At 43.8% G+C, this 21,923-nt stretch carries 19 protein-coding genes; 15 read left to right on the top strand and 4 right to left on the bottom strand.

The window, feature by feature from the left end:
- The first annotated feature begins 119 nt into the window (after positions 1-119).
- The 8 genes from ACIQCO_RS05820 (at position 120) to ACIQCO_RS05785 (ending at position 8,480) form a co-directional block, all read left to right on the top strand.
- The gene (locus tag ACIQCO_RS05820; protein WP_400426693.1) at positions 120-788 is read left to right on the top strand and encodes a YdeI/OmpD-associated family protein; all 669 of its coding nucleotides are present in this window, start codon (positions 120-122) and stop codon (positions 786-788) included.
- 88 nt (positions 789-876) lie between these two features.
- A complete protein-coding gene (locus ACIQCO_RS05815; RefSeq protein WP_400426692.1) occupies positions 877-2,013 on the top strand; it encodes a hypothetical protein in 1,137 nt (378 codons plus the stop codon).
- Positions 2,014-2,104: 91 nt separating this feature from the next.
- Complete coding sequence (locus ACIQCO_RS05810) at positions 2,105-2,737, top strand: hypothetical protein (protein ID WP_400426691.1); 633 nt, start codon at positions 2,105-2,107, stop codon at positions 2,735-2,737.
- Positions 2,734-3,396 carry a response regulator transcription factor gene (locus ACIQCO_RS05805; RefSeq protein ID WP_400426690.1) on the top strand — a complete coding sequence of 221 codons (663 nt, stop codon included), beginning with the start codon at positions 2,734-2,736 and terminating at the stop codon, positions 3,394-3,396. The genes ACIQCO_RS05810 and ACIQCO_RS05805 overlap by 4 nt, the downstream gene beginning before the upstream one ends.
- Positions 3,386-4,774, top strand: coding sequence for a sensor histidine kinase (locus tag ACIQCO_RS05800; RefSeq protein ID WP_400426689.1), 1,389 nt, complete (start codon positions 3,386-3,388; stop codon positions 4,772-4,774). Before ACIQCO_RS05805 ends, ACIQCO_RS05800 begins: the two co-directional genes overlap by 11 nt.
- A 325-nt stretch (positions 4,775-5,099) precedes the next feature.
- Complete coding sequence (locus ACIQCO_RS05795) at positions 5,100-5,711, top strand: hypothetical protein (protein WP_400426688.1); 612 nt, start codon at positions 5,100-5,102, stop codon at positions 5,709-5,711.
- 1 nt (position 5,712) lies between these two features.
- Positions 5,713-6,348 carry a PspA/IM30 family protein gene (locus ACIQCO_RS05790; RefSeq protein WP_400426687.1) on the top strand — a complete coding sequence of 212 codons (636 nt, stop codon included), beginning with the start codon at positions 5,713-5,715 and terminating at the stop codon, positions 6,346-6,348.
- 140 nt (positions 6,349-6,488) lie between these two features.
- A complete protein-coding gene (locus tag ACIQCO_RS05785; protein WP_400426685.1) occupies positions 6,489-8,480 on the top strand; it encodes a S9 family peptidase in 1,992 nt (663 codons plus the stop codon).
- Between the two features lie 52 nt (positions 8,481-8,532).
- Here the strand turns inward: ACIQCO_RS05785 and ACIQCO_RS05780 are convergent, their stop codons facing one another.
- The 4 genes from ACIQCO_RS05780 to ACIQCO_RS05765 all read right to left on the bottom strand — a co-directional run bounded on the left by ACIQCO_RS05780 (position 8,533) and on the right by ACIQCO_RS05765 (position 13,812).
- Positions 8,533-9,945 (bottom strand): glycoside hydrolase family 18 protein, encoded by a 1,413-nt coding sequence (locus tag ACIQCO_RS05780; RefSeq protein WP_400426684.1) that lies wholly within the window; start codon positions 9,943-9,945, stop codon positions 8,533-8,535.
- Between the two features lie 201 nt (positions 9,946-10,146).
- Positions 10,147-11,631: an N-acetylmuramoyl-L-alanine amidase gene (locus tag ACIQCO_RS05775; RefSeq protein ID WP_400426682.1), complete on the bottom strand. Its 1,485-nt coding sequence runs from the start codon at positions 11,629-11,631 to the stop codon at positions 10,147-10,149.
- Between the two features lie 466 nt (positions 11,632-12,097).
- A complete protein-coding gene (locus ACIQCO_RS05770) occupies positions 12,098-13,309 on the bottom strand; it encodes an aminotransferase (protein WP_400426680.1) in 1,212 nt (403 codons plus the stop codon).
- Complete coding sequence (locus tag ACIQCO_RS05765) at positions 13,306-13,812, bottom strand: Lrp/AsnC family transcriptional regulator (RefSeq protein WP_400426679.1); 507 nt, start codon at positions 13,810-13,812, stop codon at positions 13,306-13,308. Before ACIQCO_RS05765 ends, ACIQCO_RS05770 begins: the two co-directional genes overlap by 4 nt.
- Positions 13,813-13,946: 134 nt before the next feature.
- Between ACIQCO_RS05765 and ACIQCO_RS05760 the strand changes: the two genes are divergently transcribed.
- The 7 genes from ACIQCO_RS05760 to ACIQCO_RS05730 all read left to right on the top strand — a co-directional run bounded on the left by ACIQCO_RS05760 (position 13,947) and on the right by ACIQCO_RS05730 (position 21,919).
- Entirely contained in the window at positions 13,947-14,465 is a 519-nt protein-coding gene (locus ACIQCO_RS05760) for a hypothetical protein (RefSeq protein ID WP_400426677.1), read from the top strand.
- Between the two features lie 800 nt (positions 14,466-15,265).
- Positions 15,266-16,237, top strand: coding sequence for a UDP-glucose 4-epimerase GalE (gene galE, locus ACIQCO_RS05755; RefSeq protein WP_400426676.1), 972 nt, complete (start codon positions 15,266-15,268; stop codon positions 16,235-16,237).
- A 271-nt stretch (positions 16,238-16,508) separates the two neighbouring features.
- Positions 16,509-17,813, top strand: coding sequence for a putative bifunctional diguanylate cyclase/phosphodiesterase (locus ACIQCO_RS05750; protein ID WP_400426675.1), 1,305 nt, complete (start codon positions 16,509-16,511; stop codon positions 17,811-17,813).
- 305 nt (positions 17,814-18,118) lie between these two features.
- Entirely contained in the window at positions 18,119-18,850 is a 732-nt protein-coding gene (locus ACIQCO_RS05745; RefSeq protein ID WP_400426674.1) for a sensor histidine kinase, read from the top strand.
- Positions 18,851-19,555 (top strand): response regulator transcription factor, encoded by a 705-nt coding sequence (locus ACIQCO_RS05740; protein WP_400426672.1) that lies wholly within the window; start codon positions 18,851-18,853, stop codon positions 19,553-19,555.
- 50 nt (positions 19,556-19,605) lie between these two features.
- Complete coding sequence (locus tag ACIQCO_RS05735) at positions 19,606-20,931, top strand: hypothetical protein (RefSeq protein WP_400426671.1); 1,326 nt, start codon at positions 19,606-19,608, stop codon at positions 20,929-20,931.
- A gap of 82 nt (positions 20,932-21,013) precedes the next feature.
- A complete protein-coding gene (locus ACIQCO_RS05730) occupies positions 21,014-21,919 on the top strand; it encodes an acetamidase/formamidase family protein (protein ID WP_400426670.1) in 906 nt (301 codons plus the stop codon).
- Positions 21,920-21,923: the final 4 nt, after the last annotated feature.

The raw sequence follows: 21,923 nt of genomic DNA, 5'->3' as shown, positions 1-21,923 counted from the left end.
AGGGCGAACGTTACTCCCCTTATAACCAGTATTATGTGGGAAAATAATGATCGCTAAAACAGTAGTGAAAAAACTAAACTTTCAAAAGTATTAGAAATAAATAGGCGGGGTGGATAAAGATGGCTAAAACAGTTGTGGAAAAACTAAACTTACAAAAGTATAAAAAAATAGCGGTGCTGAATGTGCCAGACGGTGCGGATTATTTAGCGGAGTTAGCAGATTATGATACAGAGCTTGCAGATAGTAAATATGATCTTATTTTTGCTTTTGTGCTTGATATGGAGTCATTAAAAGAACTCGTAAATAAGGTAATCCAAAAGGAGTATCTAAATAAAAACGGCTATCTTTATTTAGCTTATCCCAAAAAGGGGAATAAAGTTTACTCAACGTTTATCCATCGCGATGATTTATTAGATGGGTTGGGTGCAGATGGAGGAGGTTATCTTGGGTCAAGTACAATCAAATTTTCGCGGATGGTTGGATTAGATACGGTCTTTACGATTGTCGGTCTAAAAGAGGATTCTCGAGGCAAAAATCAAGTATCTACAGAAGCAAGTCAATGTGTAGACGACTATATAGCAATGATTCCAGAGGTAGAAAAAGATTTGCAAGATACTCCGGATTTACTTGCTTTCTATCAGTCACTCACTCCAGGGTACCAGAAAGATTGGGCTCGATATGTGTACAGTGCTAAACAGGAAGCGACCAAAGAAAAACGACGAGAAGAAATGAAACTAATCTTGGGTCAGGGATACAAGAGCCGGGAATTATATCGTGGGGCAAAATAATAAGGGATAAGGTGGCGGGCTCCTCGTACCAGTTTCAGTTATCAATTGGGACGCGGTCCCCATGTCCCATAATGAGGTGAACGCGTGAATGAAAAGAAGGCTGTTTTTGCTTTTTTTAAGTGTGTTTTTGGTGGGGCTATTTGCTCTATTATTTGTTTTTACTATTTTTATCGAGCCTCCTATTAAACTCAGCGGTATTGAAAATGGGAAAGTTTATGCTGCCCATCCGGTCATTCATTGGGAGAAAAGTTTTGCGACCACCCGTGTTACTCTAAATGGAAATGAAATAAATCCAAATTATGCGGTAAAAGAGAATGGAAGCTACATACTTAAAGGGGAGTCAGCGTTTCTTTGGAAAAAGAAGAAGGTTTCCTATTCATTTGAAGTGGATGATAAGCCCCCGGCTGAACCGCTCATAAAGGAACGGATTAAACCGGTGTATTTCAAACAGGCCATGTTTACACTTGATAAGGTGGCAGATGTCACATACAAAGCTGCATTAAATGGGAAAGAGATCTCCATGGATCAGCCAATTCAGCAGCCTGGTGAAAATACGTTAATGATTACAGCCACAAAGCCCAACGGATTAACAGCAACGAGAAAAATCTCATTTTCTATTGATGAGCGGATATTTTCAGAAAAAGCTATTAATGATTTTGTGGACTATTATTTTCAAAATGATGTACCCAGCATAATAAAATTTACCGGGAATGTGGCAATCCACTTGGATGGGGACTACAACAAAGACGATGTTAAAATGGTTGAAAAGGCAATTAAAGAACTGAAAACCTTTTTCCCGTATAAAATGGAAATTCAAGAAAATAAACCTAATCCGGAATTCAAACGAGCCATTAAAATGGTTTTTACACCAATTGAAAACTTTAGCATTTATTCTGTAGAGTGGGATGATGCGTGGGGCGTTGAAATGGAGGCAATACACAATGCTGTCTATGGAACGATGGAATCCTTCATCCTAATTGGAACAGATAAGGAAATCACAAGAGAGTATCGAAATTCGCTCATCCTTCATGAGCTGCTTCATGCAGTAGGACTGTCCAATCATATTGAATCCCCAGAAAGCAGCCCGCTTTTTCAATACGCAAACAAGACCGTTACTTTGGGCGATAAAGAGAAAATGTTTGGTACACTTCTTTACTTAGGTGACATGGAGCCTAATATTAATAAAGAAGAGGCAATGAAGCAATTAGAACCAAGAAGTCAGTAAGGGACATGGACAGGCTCCTTGTCCTATTTTCACTTTCTTTTCACTTTTTTTATTTATGATGGTTTTATTAAAGGTAATGGAGTTGACTATGATGAGAAAGTGGAAGGTTTATATTCCGGCAATAATCGTTTTGTTTTTTTGTGCGGCATTAATAGCGTATGAATTTTTTCTAACACCAACTGGCGGTCCCGGCGGCCATGGACACCATCCAGAAGGCGGGTTCCACCCAAAGGGTCAGAGTTCGTTTCGGGGAATTTTCAACAAGCTCGGTACGATTGCGATTATCGGTGGAGCTATTACGTATTCCTGGGTGCGATTTAAGAAAAAATTAAAATCTTCCTACCCGTTTATTAAAAAGTTTTCCAAGCTTTTATTCCGTGTGCATAATGTAATTGGCTATGGTATTTTAATTCTAGGTACCGCGCATGGCGCCTATTATCTGATTACGGAAAAGCTAACAGGTAAGGGCGTTCTGAACGGTATTGCCGCATTTCTCCTTCTATTAACCGTTGGAGTATATGGATTTTTAATCAGACGAATAAAGAACAAATACACGAGGAAAGTCCACTTTTGGGTAAGTAACGCTTCCCTGATTGCCCTTCTTATTCACGCAGGGAGCTCCTTTATTTTACCGGCTTTATTGACACTGGCGGCATGGGGCATTTTTGAAATAGCAGAGAGGCAGCATTCACAAAAGCAAATTGCGGAGGGTGAGGGTATTTGAATATATTACTGGCCGAAGATGATACACGGCTTGGACAGCTAATCTCACACATGCTTATAAAAAAGGGCGGTTACCGTGTCGATTGGGTTGAGCAAGGAGAGGATGCGTATGATTACGCGCTTGCTTCCCATTACGATGTGGTTATTCTAGATTGGATGATGCCAGTAAAGGATGGTATTTCCGTTTGCCGCGAGCTTCGTTCAGAAGGATATGGCGGCCCGATTTTAATGCTAACCGCGAAGGATGCCGTCCAGGACAGGGTCGAAGGTCTTGATGCAGGAGCGGATGATTATCTGGTGAAGCCGTTTGAAATCGATGAACTATTAGCCCGTCTTCGTTCACTGTCACGTCGTAATTTTGCTCCTATTCAGGAGGAATCCGTTTCATTTGGCCAGTTTACATTGAACAGGACAAGCCGGAACTTAGCGGTCGCTGGAAATGAGATTCAGCTGTCCCCAAAGGAGTTTCAATTGCTTGATTTGCTGCTGCAAAACAAAGGACAAGTGCTGACGAGGGAAATTATCCTTGATCGCATCTGGGGCTATGATGCCGATGTTTCGTATAAAATTGTCGATGCAACCGTGAAGCTTTTACGAAAAAAATTGGACGTGGATATCATTCATAGTATCCGCGGGGTAGGGTATAAACTTGAAGGATAAATTACGCAAAATCGTTCAAAGCATTGTTGGCGGGGATGTATTAAACCGGACGCAAAAGCGTTTAACACTTTATAATAGTGGATTGCTGATGATCTTCCTTTGTCTGTTTGCTGGGATTGTCTATTTGCTTTTATATACCGCAATGGCCTATCAGGAACAGCAGACATTACAGAATTTGATTCACCAAACGGTCTACTATCAAGAAGAATTGCAAACTAAATCGGATAATCCGCGCGAAGATCTATTAATGTCAGGCAATGAAGAACTCTTTTATTATTCAATTGTCAATACCTCTGGGGAAGTGCTGGTAGGGAATAGCCGGATTTCTCCAAGTCAATCGATTACCGATAGCATCCGCGGCTGGGTCCCGAGGGAGGGAGAAACACGATCGAAGGAATTTACCGTCTCACCCCCTCCTAATCGAGGTGAAAGACATGCCCATGATGAGCATTTTAAAAGGCACACGATTCATATCCTGCTTGCCGGACAGCCTATTTATATAGGAAACAAAATAACGGCGATTGTATACGTTGGGATTGACCAAACTTCCCACCATAGGCTGTTACAAATTTTGTTATGGATTCTAGTAGGACTGATTTTATCCTTCTTTCTAGTTGCTTTAGGGATCAGCCACAAAATGGCAAAAAAGGCCATGGTTCCGGTCCACCAATCGTTCAAACGTCAACGGGAATTTGTCGCTGATGCCTCACATGAGCTGCGAACGCCATTAAGCGTGCTTTATACCTCTCTTGAAGTGTTAGATTTAGAGGAAGAAAATCATTTTTCAGATTATTCCCGGCAAGTAGTGGACGATATGAAAGATGAAGTGAAACGGATGACAAAGCTAGTGGGAGATCTGTTAACGCTTGCACGCGTTGATTCCGGTGTGGCAAATATGAATATGACGCCATTTGATATTGCGCCAATAGCTATGCAGCTCATCCGTTCAATACAGCCTGTCGCTAAACAGAAGGACATTCAAGTAACTGCGAATATTCCGCATGTCTTGCAGGTTGTTGGCGATATTGAAAAGCTAAGGCAGTTGTTTTACATTTTATTGGATAACGCGATTAAATATACACCTGCGAATGGTCAGGTATCGGTTACAGTATCAGTGCAAGACAAACATTGGCTCCTTCAGGTTAAAGATACCGGTTTAGGCATTCAGCCGGAAGACCAGCAAAAGATTTTTGACCGGTTTTTTCGAGCTGATAAGCATCGTTCCCGTCAATTAGGCGGTGTCGGTCTGGGCCTTTCCATTGCCCATTGGATTGTCACCTCACATGAAGGTTCAATAACAGTAGAAAGTGAAATAGGAAAGGGAAGTGAATTCATCGTCCGAATTCCCCTTTCACTAAAGCAAGCTGCCACTGGATAAGTGGCAGTTTTTTTTATATGAAGGCTATGTTAAAAGTGAATGTTGATTTCCGTTCCAGGCGCTTCGCTTTCCGCGGGGCGGGCGGTGAGCCTCCTCGGCGCTAAAGCGCCTGCGGGGTCTCACCTGTCCCGCTGCTCCCGCAGGAGTCTCGCGCCCTCCACTCCAATCAACATTTGTGCTCAAAATCAACAAAGTGCTTTAACACAGCATATATGAAAAAACTCTTAAAAACTTTTAAAGATAATGATAGTGTTGGTTCTATTTTTCACTTTCTTTTCTCTTTTCTTTTTTATAATCCAACTATCAACAGGAAAGGGATGATGAAGTGAAAGAGAAAAAGAAGAAAAAAGGCAGGAAGTGGTTTTTGCTAGGGATTGGACTGGTAGCTCTGATCTCACTTGCAATCCTTTTTACCGGCATGGATGGAAGGCGGCATTTTGATAATCTCTCAATGCCAAAACAGGCGGAAGGAGTCATGCGGGATACGGTTCAAAAAGGGCGGGATATTGCTGGCAATTTCAATATGAAGTCCTTTCATGAGCGAGGAGAAGCAGGACGGTCAGGTATGCAGCATGGTCCGAAATTCGAGGGACATGGTGAAGAAATGATGGGACACCGCCATGGCTTACATGACCATCACGGTCCCGAAGCTGGTAAATACTTAGTAGGATTAGGTGCATTGTTTGCGTTACTGCTTGGTTGGTACTTGCGAAGCGTGAAAGGGAAGAAATTCCTAGGAAATCTATTCATTCTAGTAGGAATCCTACCAATTCTTCCGTTTGTGCTCATAGGTATACTCATTTACTGGTTCGCGAAAAAAGTTCGTTCAGGCAAACAAAACGTAGTATCAGAACCGCTTCCTTATTTTCCAGATAGCTCGCTAAACGCTCAGCTTTTGGATGAATGGGAACGCAAAATGAAAATGGAGGAGAAATAAGATGAACTTATTTACAAGAATTAAAAATTTAATCACTGCAGATCTTCACGAGGTTTTGGATAAGTGTGAAAACCCAATGACCATGCTTCACCACCATTTACGGGAAATGGACGGGCAGGTTGCCGAGGCAAAGAAAGCTTTAGCCCATCAATTTTATTTAGAAAAAAAGTATGAAATATTAATCGCAGCGGGAGAAGAAACTGTTGCCAAGCGCGCCCGTCAGGCGGAGCTAGCTGTTTCAAAAGGCGATGATTCGATGGCCAAAATCGCCTTGCAAGAAAAAATCACTGAGGAAGCTAAAGTTCAAATGCTTCAAGACCAAGCGGTGATTACGAAAGCTAACACAGCGAAACTTATTGAACAAATTGAAAAACTAAAAGCGCATTATCAGGAATTTCAATTCAAGAAATTAGAGTTAGAGTCAAAAGTTCATGCAGCCATGGCAATCAAGCAAGGACAGGAAATGATGGCAGCCTTTCAATTCAAAGGTGCTTCAAAGGGAATAGCAAAAGCACAGGAATATGTGTACAAGCTTGAAGCAGAAGCACAGGCAAGCCAGCATTTTTACACATCATCACCAGTCCTATCCGTTGAACTTCAAGAAGAAATAGAAAAACAGCTTGCTAGCTTAAAATAAAGGGACAAGGGGACAGCTCCTTGTCCCTTTGTGCGTTTTGGACGCGGTGCCTGTCCCTGTCCTTGTGTCCCAAGCAGGAAAAATTATTTCTATTGTCGAAATAAATACTGTGCGAGATTTATGAATGGGAGGCTGCGGCTATGGAAGGAAAAAGAGGAATTCAGTCGGAGGATTTATTTCAGTTAAAATCGGTGGCGAACCCACAGTTGGCCCCTGACGGGAAGTCCTGCGTTTATGTGCAAACGACGATTGACGAGGAGTCGGATGAATATCAGGCGCATTTATTTTTTCGAACACTTGTGAATGGCTCAGACGCGGTCCAATGGACGTTTGGTAAAGGGAGGAATCACTCGCCGTGCTGGTCGCCGGATGGAACGCATATTGCGTTTGTATCCAATCGCAGCGGGAAAAATCAACTCTATTTATTAAGTGTAAATGGCGGGGAAGCGCGGCAATTAACGTTTCTTCCAAGCGGAGCAAGCAACCCAGTTTGGTCACCGGATGGAACAAAGCTAGCATTCAACACTTCGCTCAAAACGGAGAAAACGATTTTTGACGAAGAAGAAAAAGAAGTGAAAAAGACCGTGCCGCTTGAAGTGACGAAGATGAAATATAAATCGGATGACGGGGGATTTTGGCAGGGTGATTACAAACAGATCGCGCTGATAGATGTGAAAAGCGGCGACTTAACGCAGCTTACTGATGGCGCTTATAATGTAAGTCTTAATTGCTGGTCGCCGGACGGAAAATACCTCGCGGTTGGCGCTGATTTTTCGGAAGAAACGGATTTATCATTTATTCATGATGTGTATCTGTTGGATATCGATCAGCAGGAATTCATTCCCGTGACAAATGGGACCGGCTATTTTGGAAGTGTGTCCTGGTCGCCGGACGGGAACTACCTTGGAATGCTAGGACACGAGCGGGAGTTTGAAAATGCGACCCATCCCAATGTCTGGCTTTACGAAATCCATTCGAAAAAATTAGCTTGTTTGACAAGTACTTGGGATGTGCCAGTGGGTGATTTTGTGGTCGGCGATTTCCAGCAGGGTGCGGTGTCTCCGGGGTTATTGTGGACGAACGACAGCAAGGGATTCTATTTTATTGGCTCGGAACATGGGAATACAAATATTTATTTCGGTGATGTGAAAAGCGGCGGCGAGATTCAGCCGGTTTATACGGACGGCGGCCATGTTTATGGCTTGTCGATACATCCAGAATCGCGAAAAGCGGTTGTCGCCTTAAGCAAGCCGACAGCCATCAGCGATCTGTATCTGCTATCCTTAAGCGGCGAACCGTCTTCCCTTGAAAAATTGACCGATGTAAATAGAGCGTTTTTACAAGAAGTGGTGCTGTCAAAACCGGAGCCGTTGGAGTTTTCAGGGGCAGATGGCCGGAAAGTTCAGGGCTGGATGATGAAGCCGCTTGGCTTTGAAGAAGGGAAAAGGTACCCGTTACTCCTTGAAATTCACGGTGGTCCGCATGCGATGTATGGAAATACATATATGAATGAGTTTCAACTATTGGCGGCCAAAGGCTACGCGGTATTGTATGTGAATCCGCGAGGCAGCCACGGTTATGGGCAGGAATTTGTCAATGCGGTGCGCGGTGATTATGGCAGCGGCGACTATCAGGACCTGATGCTCGCTGTTGATTATGCGTTGGAGCACTTTGATTTCATTGATGAAAATCGCCTCGGTGTAACGGGAGGCAGCTACGGCGGTTTTATGACGAACTGGATCGTCGGACATACGAACCGCTTTAAGGCGGCAGTGACACAGCGTTCCATTTCAAACTGGATCAGCTTTTACGGTGTCAGTGATATCGGCTATTATTTCACAGAGTGGCAAATTAAAGCCGACTTCCGTGATATTCAAACGCTTTGGAAGCATTCGCCGCTTGCTTATGTGGAAAACGTGGAGACGCCCTTACTAATTCTTCATAGTGAGAAGGATTACCGTTGTCCAATCGAGCAGGCGGAGCAATTGTTTATTGCCTTAAAACGCTTAGGCCAGAAAACCAAATTGGTTCGCTTCCCTGAAGAAAACCACGAGCTTTCCAGAAGCGGGAAGCCAAGCCTGCGCAAAAGCCGGCTGGATTTCATTGTGAGCTGGTTTGAGGAGAATTTATAATTTTTCATGGAGTAAAAATGGCCGGATTCGAGATGAATCCGGCCTAATTTTTTCAACTTAATTTTTTGATCGTAAAATTATCCGTCAATAATGCCCAATTCTGCGGGTAAGGATAGCCTAACGCCCAGTAGCTCACACCGCGAAGATTATATTGTTTGACCAGGTCGAACTTCGCTTGGGCGCTTCGGGCATCTTCAAACCACACTTCGTGACCCCGGCCTTGTTCATCTGTGTAGCGGAAAAATGGTGATTGCGTTGTTGGATCATACTGGATGGCAGCACCGTATTTTACCGCCCGTCTTACCGCTTCCTGTGGGCTAAACGTCTCGGCTTCCTGCCCTTTAACGTGGGGGAGAAGCCAATCCCTGGCATAAATTTGGAAGCCTAAAAATAGTTTCTGAGCAGGCATAACGGTAAGGGCATACTCGACCACTTTTCTCATCTCGGTAATCGGTGAGATGGCCTGCGGAGGTCCAAGCCTGTATCCCCATTCATAGGTCATTAACACGATAAAATCGGCAATTCGTCCATGTGCCGCGTAATCGTGGGCTTCATATAACAGACCGGATTGAGTCGCACTTGTTTTTGGGGCAAGGGCTGTTGAGACAAAATATCCTTTCGGGTGTAAGGCATTGACCACTTGTTGGAGGAATTGATTATATAATTCACGGTCACCAGGCAGTACATTTTCGAAATCAATATTTATCCCTTTATACCCTTTGCTATCCATCACTTGAATAATATTTGTGATGATTTTTTCTCTGATGTCCGGACTTGATAAAATGACATGAGCCTCATTTGATCCGGCATGAGTAGCTGTGAAGTTAGTCAGAGACATCATCGGTACAGCTTTTTTAGCCCGGGCGGCCTCAATCATTAAAGTATCTTTAATCGGACTTAATGACCCATCTTCCAAAATCTTATAGGCAAATGGACTGAAATATGTTAATAACTGGCCCAGTTCATTAACGGTTTGGGCTCCTGCTTCATCTGATTGATACGTATAGGCATTGACTTCAATGATTGGCTTTTTCCTTGGTATAACCAACTGCATGCCGATGGAGATTAGATTGGGGTTCGCAATTTGATTTTCACTGCTGATGGCTTGAACCGTTGTGCCGTACCGGCTGGCAATTTGCGCTAAGGTTTCTCCGGACTGAACCACATGTGTAATAGCAGGAATAAAAAGGGAAGTACCGGGATATAAAAGGTTCGGGTTTGTTAATTGGTTTGCCTGGATAATCGCATTGATGGTCACCCCATATTGCTGCGCGATTGACCAAAGTGTTTCCCCATATTTGATGACGTGGGATGTGCCGGGCTTAGGAATGACTAACGATTGACCAACAACCAGCTGATTAGCGTTTGGTAATTCATTGAGTTGAACAATGGAATTTATATTCACATTATAACGACTTGCAAGCTGCCACAATGTTTCGCCTTTGCTCACGACATGAATGATCACAAGATTCACCTCCTGGGCGTTTTCACTAATGTACTATATGTACTCGTTACTAAAAGGTGCCAATAAAGTTAATCACTGGCCATCGGTGATCCACATTAACAATAACAAAAGCCGAATCACGAACGATTACGGCTTTTATTCTTGTATTTTTATTCAGAAAGTGCATAAATGGTGCCTGACACCATTTGGTAAATATTGGTTTCAATTAGCAGGATTGATCATTTTTTCGAATAGATTCAAAATTGATTGCCCGTAGTTGTTACCGGGGACGGCCCAATGACCGTTTAAGGAGGTCCAGGTTGGTGCAGAACCTCTGTCAACTAGATGAAAACGCGGGTCAACCAATGGATATTGGCCAGGCAGTGCTTTCGTCGATGCGTAGGCATACAAATGCTGTAAGTGGGCGAGTACTCCTGTTTCTTGTGTTTCAAAGCTGGCTCCTCGTTGCCCTGAACCTGTTGCCCCGATTCCGGCAAAGTTGTTTTGCCCAGGGCCGACATCCCCGGTAAAGCGAAAATAGTTTGTCTCCAGGATTGCTTGAGCGAAGGCAACGTCTCCTCTAATGCCGTAAGCTGTTCCGAATTTTTGATAAAAGCTTCCTAATTCGGGGGCACTCGGATTAAACTTTCTAACAAATTGGTTCATTTGTTCAGGAGATAGGTAGGTTGAACCAAAAATAGTAAGATCCGGTGTGATTTTTGGGGGAGGTGTGCTATTGTTTCCGTCGTTCCCGCTAGGTGCTGGTACCTCATTTCCGTCATTCCCACTTTTTGCTGGCTCGTCATTTCCAGAGTCGTTCCCGCTTTTGGGAGGGGGGGTATTTCCGCCTGCGGCGTTCCCTGCACTTGCGAGATCGTTTTCTGCAACAATAAAGGCATCTTTTATTCCTGCCTTTTTGACTTCAGCTAAGCGTATTTCGGCATTTTCCCGGGTCGAAAACGCCCCAGCTTGTACGCGGTACCAGGTTTCACCTGAGATGATGGTGGTTTTAACGAATGATTCTATACCCTTTCCGTGCAGGAATGCGACGCGCTCGTCTGCATTTTTCTTTAATTTGAAAGAACTGGCAATTACTTTAAAAAGGGTTCCTGGAACAGGATTACTAGGTTTAGATGGTACTGGGGCCGGGGGCGATTTTAGTTTTAGATTGAAGGCTTTGGCAAGCCCATTTACATGGCCCTGTGCGACTGTTTCCAGCCATGAAGCCTGTTTCATGAGGGCTGCGTCGTGTGTATTGGTGATAAACCCATTCTCCGATAGGAACGCATTCATCGATGATTCACGCAATACATGAAAATTGGCATTTTTTTGTCCCCGGTCGGTTAAACCATTAACTTTCATTACTTCCTGATGAATGATATTTTGATAGGTTGCAGATCTCGAAGTGCTTGAGAGACCACTATAGATATAGTCCTCGTAGCCTTGTGCAGCAGCACTGTCAGCCGCATTAATGTGGATGGACAGGTAAAAATCGGCCCCCCACGCATTTGCTTCATTTGTCCGCTGACTTAAAGATTTGGAAATATCGCTAGTCCGGCTCAGCTTCACTGCGATATTTTCATATTTATTTGTTAAAATTCCCTGGATTTTCTGTGCGATTTTTAAAGTAATATCTTTTTCGTTTAGTCCATTTCCCTGTGCGCCAGAGTCAGTGCCGCCGTGGCCTGGATCTAAATAAAGCTTCATCACATCTCCTCCATTTCCACTTTTTCTTATTATTGTATGTTTAGAATTGGAGGGAGTCACAAAATACGCAGAACATGTTGAAAAAGCCCAGCTTCTTCTTCAGACGCTGGGCTTTTTGAAAAAAGTAAGTTTAACAATGGCAAAAAAACTTACAGTCCCTTTAAGGAAAATAGACGTTTTCGGGGCTGGTTCCAGACCTTAATATAGGTATTTCCCTCTGTACAGCGAAACACTTTAATTCCGATTAGTTTTAGAGGAGTGAAAATTTCCTTCATATGCAGAAGCGGCATACCAATAACCTCCAAAAAATAGTAGTAGTTAAAATGATAGCGCACACATGAGGAAGGGGAAATCAATTTTTCTCGATAAAAACCGACTCCATTCGGAAAAAGCAAACGGTATTTGCCGGTATTTCCCGAGAAATGACGATTCTTAGGGGACAAGGGGGCTCCTTGTCCCATTTTCATTACACTTGGGACGTGATGCCTGTCACCGCTCGCGGCATAATGCCTTTTGTTTCAAGAAACCGCTGCATCCGTTTCAGTGCTTCTTGGAGCTGAGACATCGAGGTGGCGTAAGAACAGCGAATATAGCCTTCGCCGCATTCACCAAACACGTTGCCGGGAACGACGGCGACTTTTTCCTGCATGAGCAGTTCTTCAGCAAATTGTTCGGAAGTGAGCCCGGTTGCGCGAATTGAAGGGAACACATAGAAGGCACCGCCGGGGGTATGGCAGTCTAAGCCGATATTGTTCAGCGTTTGGACAACATAATTTCGCCGTCTTCGGTAGCTTCGTTGCATCGATTCCACTTCATGATAGGTGTTGCGAAGCGCTTCAATTGCCCCGTATTGCAGCATCGTCGGAGCACACAATGTCGTATATTGAAAAATTTTCAACATCGCCTCGACGAATTCCTTAGGAGCAGCCAGCATTCCCAGGCGCCAGCCTGTCATCGCAAAGCCTTTGGAAAAACCGTTGATTAAAATCGTTCTTTCATACATACCAGGGATGGCGGCGAAGCTTGTAAAGGTTTCGTCATAGGACAATTCTGCGTAAATTTCGTCAGAAACAACAAGTAAATCGTGCTTTTCAATGATTTTCGCAATCTCCATCAGTTCAGCTTTATTTAACGAAGTGCCGGTTGGATTGTTTGGAAAACAGAGCAAGATTGCCTTCGTTTTTTCAGTAATCGCCTGTTCAATTTGCTCCGGAGTCACTTTAAACCCGTTTTCCGCTGAAGTAGAAACGGCAATCGGTTTTCCGCCGGCTAATGAAACGAGGGGCGCATAGGAAACAAATGCGGGTTCGACAATCAGCACCTCATCACCTTGGTTTAATATCGCGCGAAAGGCTAAATCTATTGCTTGGCTTGCGCCAACCGTGACGATGATTTGATTTTTCGCATTGTAGGAAACGCCAAATCTTGTCCCAAGGTAGGCTGAGATTTCCTCTCTCAATTCCAGCAAGCCGGCATTTGCCGTATAGGAGGTGAAGCCTTGCTCCAGCGATAAAATGGCAGCTTCGCGAATATTCCAGGGGGTGATGAAGTCCGGTTCACCAACACCTAAAGAAATCACGTCTTTCATCCCGGCAGCGAGGTCGAAAAATTTTCTTATGCCGGAAGGCTGCAGCTCCTTGGCCGTTTGTGAAATATAGTGGGCAACGTCGTTTTTCATGGTGTAACCACCATCCGCCGGTCTTTATCGTCAGCCCCGCTGTCAAAGATGACGCCGTCATGTTTGTATTTTTTCAACATAAAATGAGTGGTTGTCGAGACGACATTTTCAATGGTTGATAATTTCTCCGATACGAAGGCGGCAATTTGGTTCATCGTTTTTCCTTCGATGGTGATCGACAAATCGTAAGCGCCGGACATGAGATACAAGGAGGACACCTCCGGAAAACGGTAGATTCTCTCGGCGACATCATCGAATCCAACTCCCCGCTTCGGGGTTACCTTCACATCAATCATGGCAATGATGCTTTCCTGCCCGTCCACTTTGGTCCAATCGATTAAGGTCGGGTAACTCATGATAATTTTCTCGTCTTCTAACTTTTTAATGGTGTTTTTGACCGTTTCTTCACTAGTCAAAGCCATTAAGGCAATCGTTTCTGTCGATGCCTTATGGTTTTCTTCGATTATTTTTAAAATCTCCAGTTCCACACTGCTTAGTTTCATCTCGTGCTGCCTCCTCATCAAATCAACATTTCTTATTGTTTGATTTTATCGGGATGGCTATGAAAACTCAATTAAAATCAGATTAAAAAAATACTATTTGGACATGGTGGTGCATATTTTTTATATACAAGCTTTTGAAGAGTAATGAACTTTTGAAGTTATACGAGCTTTTGAGGATAAAGGGGATTGCGATGGCAAAAAGGTCTGCTCTATTTAAAGGGTTAATCATTGGAATTCTACTGGCTGCTGTCATTTTTATTGTCTTTCAATTTGTGCGAGTTTCTCCTGATAAACAGGCAGGGGCAGTTGTCGATGAGTTTTATCGCTATGAACAGCAGGGGGATTTTGCGAAATCGTGGGCATTATTTCATTCCGCGATGAAGGAAAAGTTCCCGAAAGGCGGATACATCCAGGACCGGGCCCACGTGTTTATGTCTCATTTTGGGGTGGAAACCTTTACTTATACAGCCGATAAACCGGAAAAATTAGAGAAGTGGAAAATGGCTAAAACGGGACCGGCACTGGAGAATGTCTATAAGATTCTTGTTACACAAACCTACAAAGGAAAGTATGGTAACTTTGATTTGAAACAGGAGGTTTTTGTCGTGAAGGAAAAGGACGAGTGGCGGATCATGTGGGATTACAACCAATGATGGGGTGTCAGGAACCGTGTTTTGGAATAAGGGGTCACCCTTAGAGGCGGCCTTCTTTTTCAAAAAAGATGAAGGATGATTTTTAACCAGCCGAAAAATGCTATCCATAACGGAATACTAAGAGTTGTCCCCCATAATAACCCCGTGAAAAAATTCTCCTGCTCTTTCATCCCATTCACCCCTATTGAATTTTTATCAGTACGGTCCAAATGATGGATATTTATATGGTCGACCGGCACGCTTTTTGCATAGCGGAACGTCGCAGTTCGTGGTATTAGGCTGTTTTGATAATAATATCAAATGGTCGCTGGGGAAATTGGGGTAATTTGTCATGAACGGCAAAATACTTTCGACATAAGCTTGCTGCAAAAGTTTAACAAAAAACTCCGATATTGCATCGGAGTTTTTTGCGTGAATATCTACTGTGGTGTAGTATGAAGAAGGCTTAAGGGATGGATCAAATAAGCTGCTATATTTCATCGCATCGTACTAGTCTTTCTTGATGGTAGTTTGCTTTTTTTATTATTTGTTGTTTTAAATGGAAATCTAAACAGTCATGAGAAAGTCTGTGAAAGTAATAAAAGCGCCATTTGTGCCAATAGAGGAGCAATTGTTGAACCACTTAATCACCTCGTTAAATTTGTTCTGATATCACTTCATTATATGTTTCGGATGACTGGGCAAATTTTTGTATGTGAATTAAAAGGAATTTATTAGCAAGACATGATAGTAAACTGTCTTTTTTCAAAAATGCTATAATAGTAAAAGTAAATGAAATTTCTAGCTAAGGGGAAATGGATATGATTCTCGTTGTTGGCGGAGCTGGCTACATTGGCAGCCATCTTGTAAAGGAATTAGTTGAAAAAGAAGAGGTCGTTGTGCTCGATAACCTGTCGACCGGGCACCGTGCGGCCGTTGACAGCCGGGCTATCTTTGTTAAGGGAGACCTCGGTAATGAGGAAGATTTGCACATGGTCTTTAGAAGTTATCCGATCAAGGCGGTTATGCACTTTGCTGCTTGCAGCTTGGTCGGGGAGTCTGTTGTAGACCCTTTGAAATATTATCAAAATAATGTGGCATCGACCTTAACGCTATTAAAAGTCATGTTGAAATTTAAGGTGAAGAACTTTATTTTCTCCTCCACTGCTGCAACCTATGGAATTCCTGATGTGGAGGTTATTGACGAAACAAGTGCAACAACACCGATTAATCCTTATGGCCATTCAAAATTGATGGTCGAGCAGATGCTTGCTGATTTTTCAAAATCCTATGGTTTGCAATACGTTGTTTTGCGCTACTTTAATGCAGCCGGCGCCCATAAATCAGCGGTAATTGGCGAAAGTCATGACCCGGAAACACATTTGATCCCAATTGTCCTGCAACAGCTGTTAGGTCAGCGGGAAAAGGTGTCCGTGTTTGGCGCTGATTATGATACGGCGGATGGCACGTGTATTCGTGATTATATTCATGTAACTGATTTAGCGGCTGCTCATATTCTTGCCCTTGAAGCGCTGTTAGCCGGGAAGAAATCGGCTGCGGTATACAATCTCGGCAATGGACTTGGGTATTCGGTGAAGGAAGTTATCGAAACATGCGAAAAAGTCACCGGTGTGAAAGCGAAGGTTGAAATAGCCGAGCGCCGTGCGGGGGACCCGGCAAGACTCGTTGCTTCATCAGCGAAAATCCTATCAGAACTTGGCTGGAAAGCAGAACGAAACTTAGAACAAATCATCGCCGACGCCTGGAAATGGCACCAGCAGCAACAATATTAATATCCTTCTAAAAATCCCTCTTGCATAGCGCAAGAGGGATTTTTAACTTTGCAATAGTACAACCTTTTATATAGGAAAAGCCTTAGCGGTGTCAGGCACTATATTCCATATTAAGGAATTTGGTGTCAGGCACCATTTTCCAATTAAAGGTAAATGGTGCCTGACACCACCCATACACCATGCGCATATGGTGGAATTTGCTGGTTTTCATGTTTTGAGTTACACTTTATTTATTGGAATAGTTTGTCTATTTAGGTGGGGTGGTTCTTTAATGAGTAGAATGGATAATGAACCGGAATTGCCAAAGGTTGAATTGCTGAATGACCGCCTTCAATTAACGTTGGCCTTTAGTAAAAGGTATAAGATGTCGACGGCTGTTTGTTACCTAAGATTACATTTTCCACAAGAACTATTACAGCAACATGATGATGAAATTGAAACCGCACTTGTAAGTAACATTTTAGCCAGGTTAAATCGATCTATTAGAAATATTGATACCGTGATAAAAATAAATAGAACAGATTTTGCTTTTTTAATAGTGGATATTACGGAGCACGACTGCAAGCTGATTTGCGAGCGAATTATTAGCTCAATATCTGATACGTATACGATTGATTTTCGCCATTTTTCCATCAGCAGTAATATTGGAATTTGCATGTTTCCCTATGGGGCTGAAGAACCGGAGGAACTGCTGGTGATTGCCAAAGCACAAATGTATGTGGCGGAAGCGCGCGGTGAAAATCAATTTTCACTTTATATTGGAGAGTTAGATCAAATGGCCAGCCGAAAGGTGTTAATTGAAAATGACTTCCCGTATGCGTTGAAGAGGGGCCAGCTGCATGTCCAATTCCAGCCGCAGTACAGCCTGGAGAAAAAGGCAATTGAGGGCGCGGAGGCCTTAATCCGTTGGAATCATCCAAGTCTGGGCGAAGTATCTCCTGCTGAATTTATCAGCTATGCTGAGGAAGCGGGGATGTCAAATCAACTGTTTTTCTGGGTATTCGAAGAGGTTTGCAGACAGATTGCCAGCGAGAAAAACAGGATTATGAAGTATTCGATCAATTTGTCCGTTAACCAGCTTTTACTGGATTCCTTTTTACAAGACGTCAAAGAAATCCTTCGCTTATACTCGGTTGCAGCCAAGCAAATCACGTTGGAAATTACCGAAAATATTGAGATTTACTCAGTGAAAACGGTCAATGAAAGATTAAATGTCTTGAAAGAAGCAGGTTTTACGATTGCCTTAGATGATTTCGGAAATGGCTATTTCTCATTTTCGGACTTTATTAAGCTCCCAATCGACTATATTAAACTCGACCGCAATTTCGTTTTTAGTTTATGGAAAAATAAGAAACATAAAGGCGTCGTATTGCCGATCATAAATATGGCCCATAACCTTGGTTTACAGGTCATTATTGAAGGAATCGAGGATCAGACTCAGTTTGTGGAATGGGCTCAACTGGGCTGCGATATTATACAAGGATATTTTATTAGTAAACCCATCTACTTCGAGACAATGATGGCTTCAATAGCTGAGATTGAGGAGAAGGCGGGGGCAGTTCGGAATCAAGGCTAAATGGCCTTGGTTCTTTTTTTATAAAACTGTGTTATAGAATATTGTTGATATTGATCACAATGTTGATTGGAGTGGAAGGCGCGAGACTCCTGCGGGAGCAGCGGGACAGGTGAGACCCCGCAGGCGCTTTAGCGCCGAGGAGGCTCACCGCCCGCCCCGCGGAAAGCGAAGCGCCTGGAACGGAAATCAACATTCACTTTTAAAACAACCTTTTTTAATAAAGGCTGAAACAGGCTGACCTTTCCTGGTTTTTGATTTAAAATAATATTCAGATAAATAAATAATACTTTTGCGTGGTGTTGTGAATGTTTGTGCTTGTGATGTTCCTCGGTGTGCTGCTGCCGATTGTCGGCTTTGTTGTGTTGATGATGTTAGGCTGGCTCGATCAGGAATTAGATGTGCTCGAGCTAGAGAATATTAAAGTACGGCTTGAGAAAGAGCTCCAGGAAAGTGAGTACCGGCAGCTGGCAGAGCGAATCCAGCCCCACTTTTTATTTAATGCACTGAATGCGTTTTTATCATTGAGCCGAATCGGCCGCCATCGCGATATGACCAAAGGACTTGAGCAGTTTTCCTTGTTCCTGCGCTACCGGTATCAGGACCATGAGGTGCTTGTTCCTTTTTCGACGGAGTTAGCGCATACGAAAAATTACTTGGCTGTCCAGCAGCTGCGATTTGGGCAGAGATTACTGGTTACCTATGAAATCGACACCAACTTGCTAGCATGTAAGATTCCCCCTTACACGCTGCAAACATTTGTTGAAAATGCCTTTAAGCATGGGCTTGAAAAAAAGGCGGGCGACAAGCTGTTAACGATTGCCTTCGAGCGCGAAGGAAATTGGGTGTCTTTGAACGTGTTCGACAACGGTCCGGACCGTATCCTGGAACCGGCGTATTGGAAGGGGACAGGGCTTCACAATATCGAAAAACGCTTCCAGCTCCTGTTTGACCTGCCGTCTACGATTAGATTGTCAGAAACAAAGGATGGACGGACACTTGCCCACGCCTATTGGCCATACATACCTGGAGATGATTAAATGAACATCCTGCTTGTTGATGATGAATATTTGGAAATTGAACAGCTCCGTTATCTCATTCATGGCAAATACCCCCTGTGGAATATTTTTGCAGCAGAGGATGGGGTGTCAGCGTGGAAAGTTACGGAGGAAGAAAGCATCCAGCTTGCGTTTATCGATATCCGGCTGCCCGGTGAGGATGGCTTGAAGCTATCCGAGCGTCTTAAGGAGAAGCATGGCGGAATCGAAATTGTGATTGTTTCGGCGCATCAGGATTTTTCCTATGCCAAACGGGCGATTCAGGCTGAAGTGCTCGATTATCTGGTGAAGCCTGTCATTGAACAAGAGCTGTTTGCCGTGATTGAAAAATACCTCCAAGAACATAAACATGTGGTGGCGAAGTCTGCTCATATTCACTATGTGATTAAGCAGATTGAAAGCCGATTCTCGGAAAAACTCAGCCTCCAGGAGATTGCTGACGAAATTCCAGTGAGCGCCTCCTATTTAAGCCATTTATTCTCAGAAGAAATTGGCTCTACCTTTCAAGAATATCTTTTGACCTACAGGATTCATCAGGCAAAAAAACTGATTACCGGACAAGCTGGATGGAGCATGAGCCGGATTGCCGAGGCGGCTGGATTTTCGAGCCAGCATCATTTTAGCAATATTTTCAAAAAAATTGAAGGCATGACACCAAGCAGGTACAAGGAGAAAACTAAAAAATGAACGGGCTGCGATTGTTTTTATCTCGAATAGGCAGGGGGGGAGAATGAACGATGATTGACTGGTATTTGATTCTGTTCCTTGCCATTGTTCTGTTGATTTTTCATATGGGTGAATTTGCCGGGCACAAGAATGCGGCTGAATATTTACAGCTCCCCGGAAAAAATCATGTATCGCAGGGGACCGCATCGATGCTGTTTCGGCTTCTGACCGGCACGTTTGTGTTTATTCCCATTTATCTAACCGTTGCTTACGGCTATGTAGCGGGACTCGTTCTTTCCCTTGCCGGCACGGTCGTCCTTCTCTGGTTCAACGGGAAAATTGGCAGGTTGAACGATGGATTTGCCGCCTTTGAAAACCTAGCGGCCTTTTTAGCAGCTAGAATTCCCGGCCGGGGGAGAGCCGCGATATATCTGATTTTATTCGCTGCCGGCAGTGAAGGGTTAATCCTCAGCGGGGTTCTCGCCCATTCGTTTATGAAAGCCGTCTTTGGTATTGATCCAGTTTGGACATTGTCGTTCTTGTTCTTTTTTGTCTTTGTGTATTCAGGAATGGGTGGCGCTGGGGGTGTTCAGAAAATAGGCCGCTGGCTGCTGTTTGGTTTTTTTACCGGGATTACGATTTTGCCGATCGGGACGATCCTATTCCATGGCGTTGCTTCCATTCACGACAGGTTCCTGAAACTTCCGGCAGCCGATTGGGATATAGGGAATCTTCTGGCTGCCTCGCTGCTGTTCATGGTGTTCACAGCCAGTCAGCTGCTCGTTTATTATCTGCTGTCCGGCGATTTAGTAAGGATCAAAAGAACGCGGTTAAAAACAACGATTGGCCTGACGGCGATTTGCTGGGGCAGCATGCCGGCTGCCGTGTCGGTCATTGCTGTTTTCTTGATGTCCCGTGGTGGAGAACGTGGTTTAGCAGGGATGTTTTCCCTTATCGAGCACGCTTTTTCTAGTCCGCTTTTGTACGTCCTCGTGGTCAGCGCTCTGTCCTGTTTTGCTTTAAGCCAGGGCGTTTCACTCCATAATCTAATCCGTTTGCTGCTCGCGATTTTTAGGGGGAGCAAGGCCATTCAAAAGGGTTATGGTGTAAGCCTGATTTTATCTGTTTTGGCCTGTTATCTGACTTCTTTTCTGGATCTGAAAGCAGTGTTTATTTTTTATATTCATTTATTTATTTCGATATGCCTGCCGCTATGGCTTTTGCTCCGCTTTCCTGTCCGCTGGGGCTGGGAGCTTTCCATCACGATCATTACGTCCACGGTATTGGGGCTCTGGGTTTCCTTTACAATCGGAGTGCTAAGTGGAATTAGTGTGAATTTAGGGATTTCGGCTATCGTTTTATTCTTTTTGTTAGTTAGAAAAATCAGAACAATATAAAAATAATGCAAAATGTCAACAAGATAGTGCAAAACAGGCATCACGCCCTCCTATATAATGAAGAAAAAAGGAGGCTGGCTTTATGGTACAGACACTTGAAAAAGAACAATATTTTTATGCGTTTAGTAAAGAAAACAAAGTGGGATTGCGCGTGCCGTCTGGTTCTCAGGTTGTGATTGAAACGTTTGATTGCTTTCAAAATCAAATCCAATCCGCAGAGACTGCGTTTAACGCGATCGATTGGAATCAAATTAACCCGGCAACAGGCGCTATTTTTGTCGAAGGAGCGGAACCTGGGGATATTTTGAAAGTGAAAATTGACAAGATGGAACTCGGGGATGTCGGCGTACTTGCTACCGGGCCAGGGCTCGGAGTAATGGGGCATCGGATAGAGGCGTTCGAAGTGAAAATGGTTCCGATTGTCGATGGGAAAGCCGTATTTAATGAGCGGCTGCAGCTGCCCTTAAATCCAATGATCGGCGTGATTGGGGTAGCGCCAGACGGGGACCCGGTTTCATGCGGGACACCGGGTGCACATGGCGGAAATATGGATACAACCTTGATTACAACGGGAGCTACCCTCTATTTTCCGGTATTCCAACAAGGAGCATTGTTTGGTCTTGGCGACCTGCATGCGGCCATGGGGGACGGGGAGATTGGGGTATCCGGCGTCGAGATTCCCGGTAAAGTCAGCGTCACATTAGAGGTAATCAAAGGCAAGTCGATTCCGTTCCCGTTTCTTGAAAACGAAGAAGGGGCAGCGGTGCTTGTTTCGAAGCCTACACTTGATGAAGCAGCAAAGGCAGCTGTTGAGATTTTCGTTGACACTTTACTTCCGCATACTGATTTGACACTGCCGGAATTAACGATGCTGTTCAGTGCAGCTGGACAGGTTCAGGTTTCACAAATAGTTGATCCGCTGTTAACGGCAAGATTTTTCGTGCCAAAAGCTATTTTAGATGCTTACGATGTTAAGCTGTTCGAATAAGGAG

The sequence above is a fragment of the Neobacillus sp. NPDC093127 genome (assembly GCF_044754175.1).
Taxonomy (GTDB): Bacteria; Bacillota; Bacilli; order Bacillales; family Cytobacillaceae; genus Neobacillus.
The sequence above is the reverse complement of the archived record's forward strand: the minus strand, read 5'-3'. Positions and strand labels throughout refer to the sequence as shown.

What these genes read in the sequence shown, in the direction of transcription:
- ACIQCO_RS05820 (WP_400426693.1), top strand. Translation starts at nt 120, where the DNA reads ATGGCTAAAACAGTTGTGGAAAAACTAAACTTACAAAAGTATAAAAAA.
- ACIQCO_RS05815 (WP_400426692.1), top strand. Translation starts at nt 877, where the DNA reads ATGAAAAGAAGGCTGTTTTTGCTTTTTTTAAGTGTGTTTTTGGTGGGG.
- ACIQCO_RS05810 (WP_400426691.1), top strand. Translation starts at nt 2,105, where the DNA reads ATGAGAAAGTGGAAGGTTTATATTCCGGCAATAATCGTTTTGTTTTTT.
- ACIQCO_RS05790 (WP_400426687.1), top strand. Translation starts at nt 5,713, where the DNA reads ATGAACTTATTTACAAGAATTAAAAATTTAATCACTGCAGATCTTCAC.
- ACIQCO_RS05785 (WP_400426685.1), top strand. Translation starts at nt 6,489, where the DNA reads ATGGAAGGAAAAAGAGGAATTCAGTCGGAGGATTTATTTCAGTTAAAA.
- ACIQCO_RS05775 (WP_400426682.1), bottom strand. Translation starts at nt 11,631, where the DNA reads ATGAAGCTTTATTTAGATCCAGGCCACGGCGGCACTGACTCTGGCGCA.
- ACIQCO_RS05770 (WP_400426680.1), bottom strand. Translation starts at nt 13,309, where the DNA reads ATGAAAAACGACGTTGCCCACTATATTTCACAAACGGCCAAGGAGCTG.
- ACIQCO_RS05765 (WP_400426679.1), bottom strand. Translation starts at nt 13,812, where the DNA reads ATGAAACTAAGCAGTGTGGAACTGGAGATTTTAAAAATAATCGAAGAA.
- galE (WP_400426676.1), top strand. Translation starts at nt 15,266, where the DNA reads ATGATTCTCGTTGTTGGCGGAGCTGGCTACATTGGCAGCCATCTTGTA.
- ACIQCO_RS05750 (WP_400426675.1), top strand. Translation starts at nt 16,509, where the DNA reads ATGAGTAGAATGGATAATGAACCGGAATTGCCAAAGGTTGAATTGCTG.
- ACIQCO_RS05745 (WP_400426674.1), top strand. Translation starts at nt 18,119, where the DNA reads ATGTTTGTGCTTGTGATGTTCCTCGGTGTGCTGCTGCCGATTGTCGGC.
- ACIQCO_RS05740 (WP_400426672.1), top strand. Translation starts at nt 18,851, where the DNA reads ATGAACATCCTGCTTGTTGATGATGAATATTTGGAAATTGAACAGCTC.
- ACIQCO_RS05735 (WP_400426671.1), top strand. Translation starts at nt 19,606, where the DNA reads ATGATTGACTGGTATTTGATTCTGTTCCTTGCCATTGTTCTGTTGATT.
- ACIQCO_RS05730 (WP_400426670.1), top strand. Translation starts at nt 21,014, where the DNA reads ATGGTACAGACACTTGAAAAAGAACAATATTTTTATGCGTTTAGTAAA.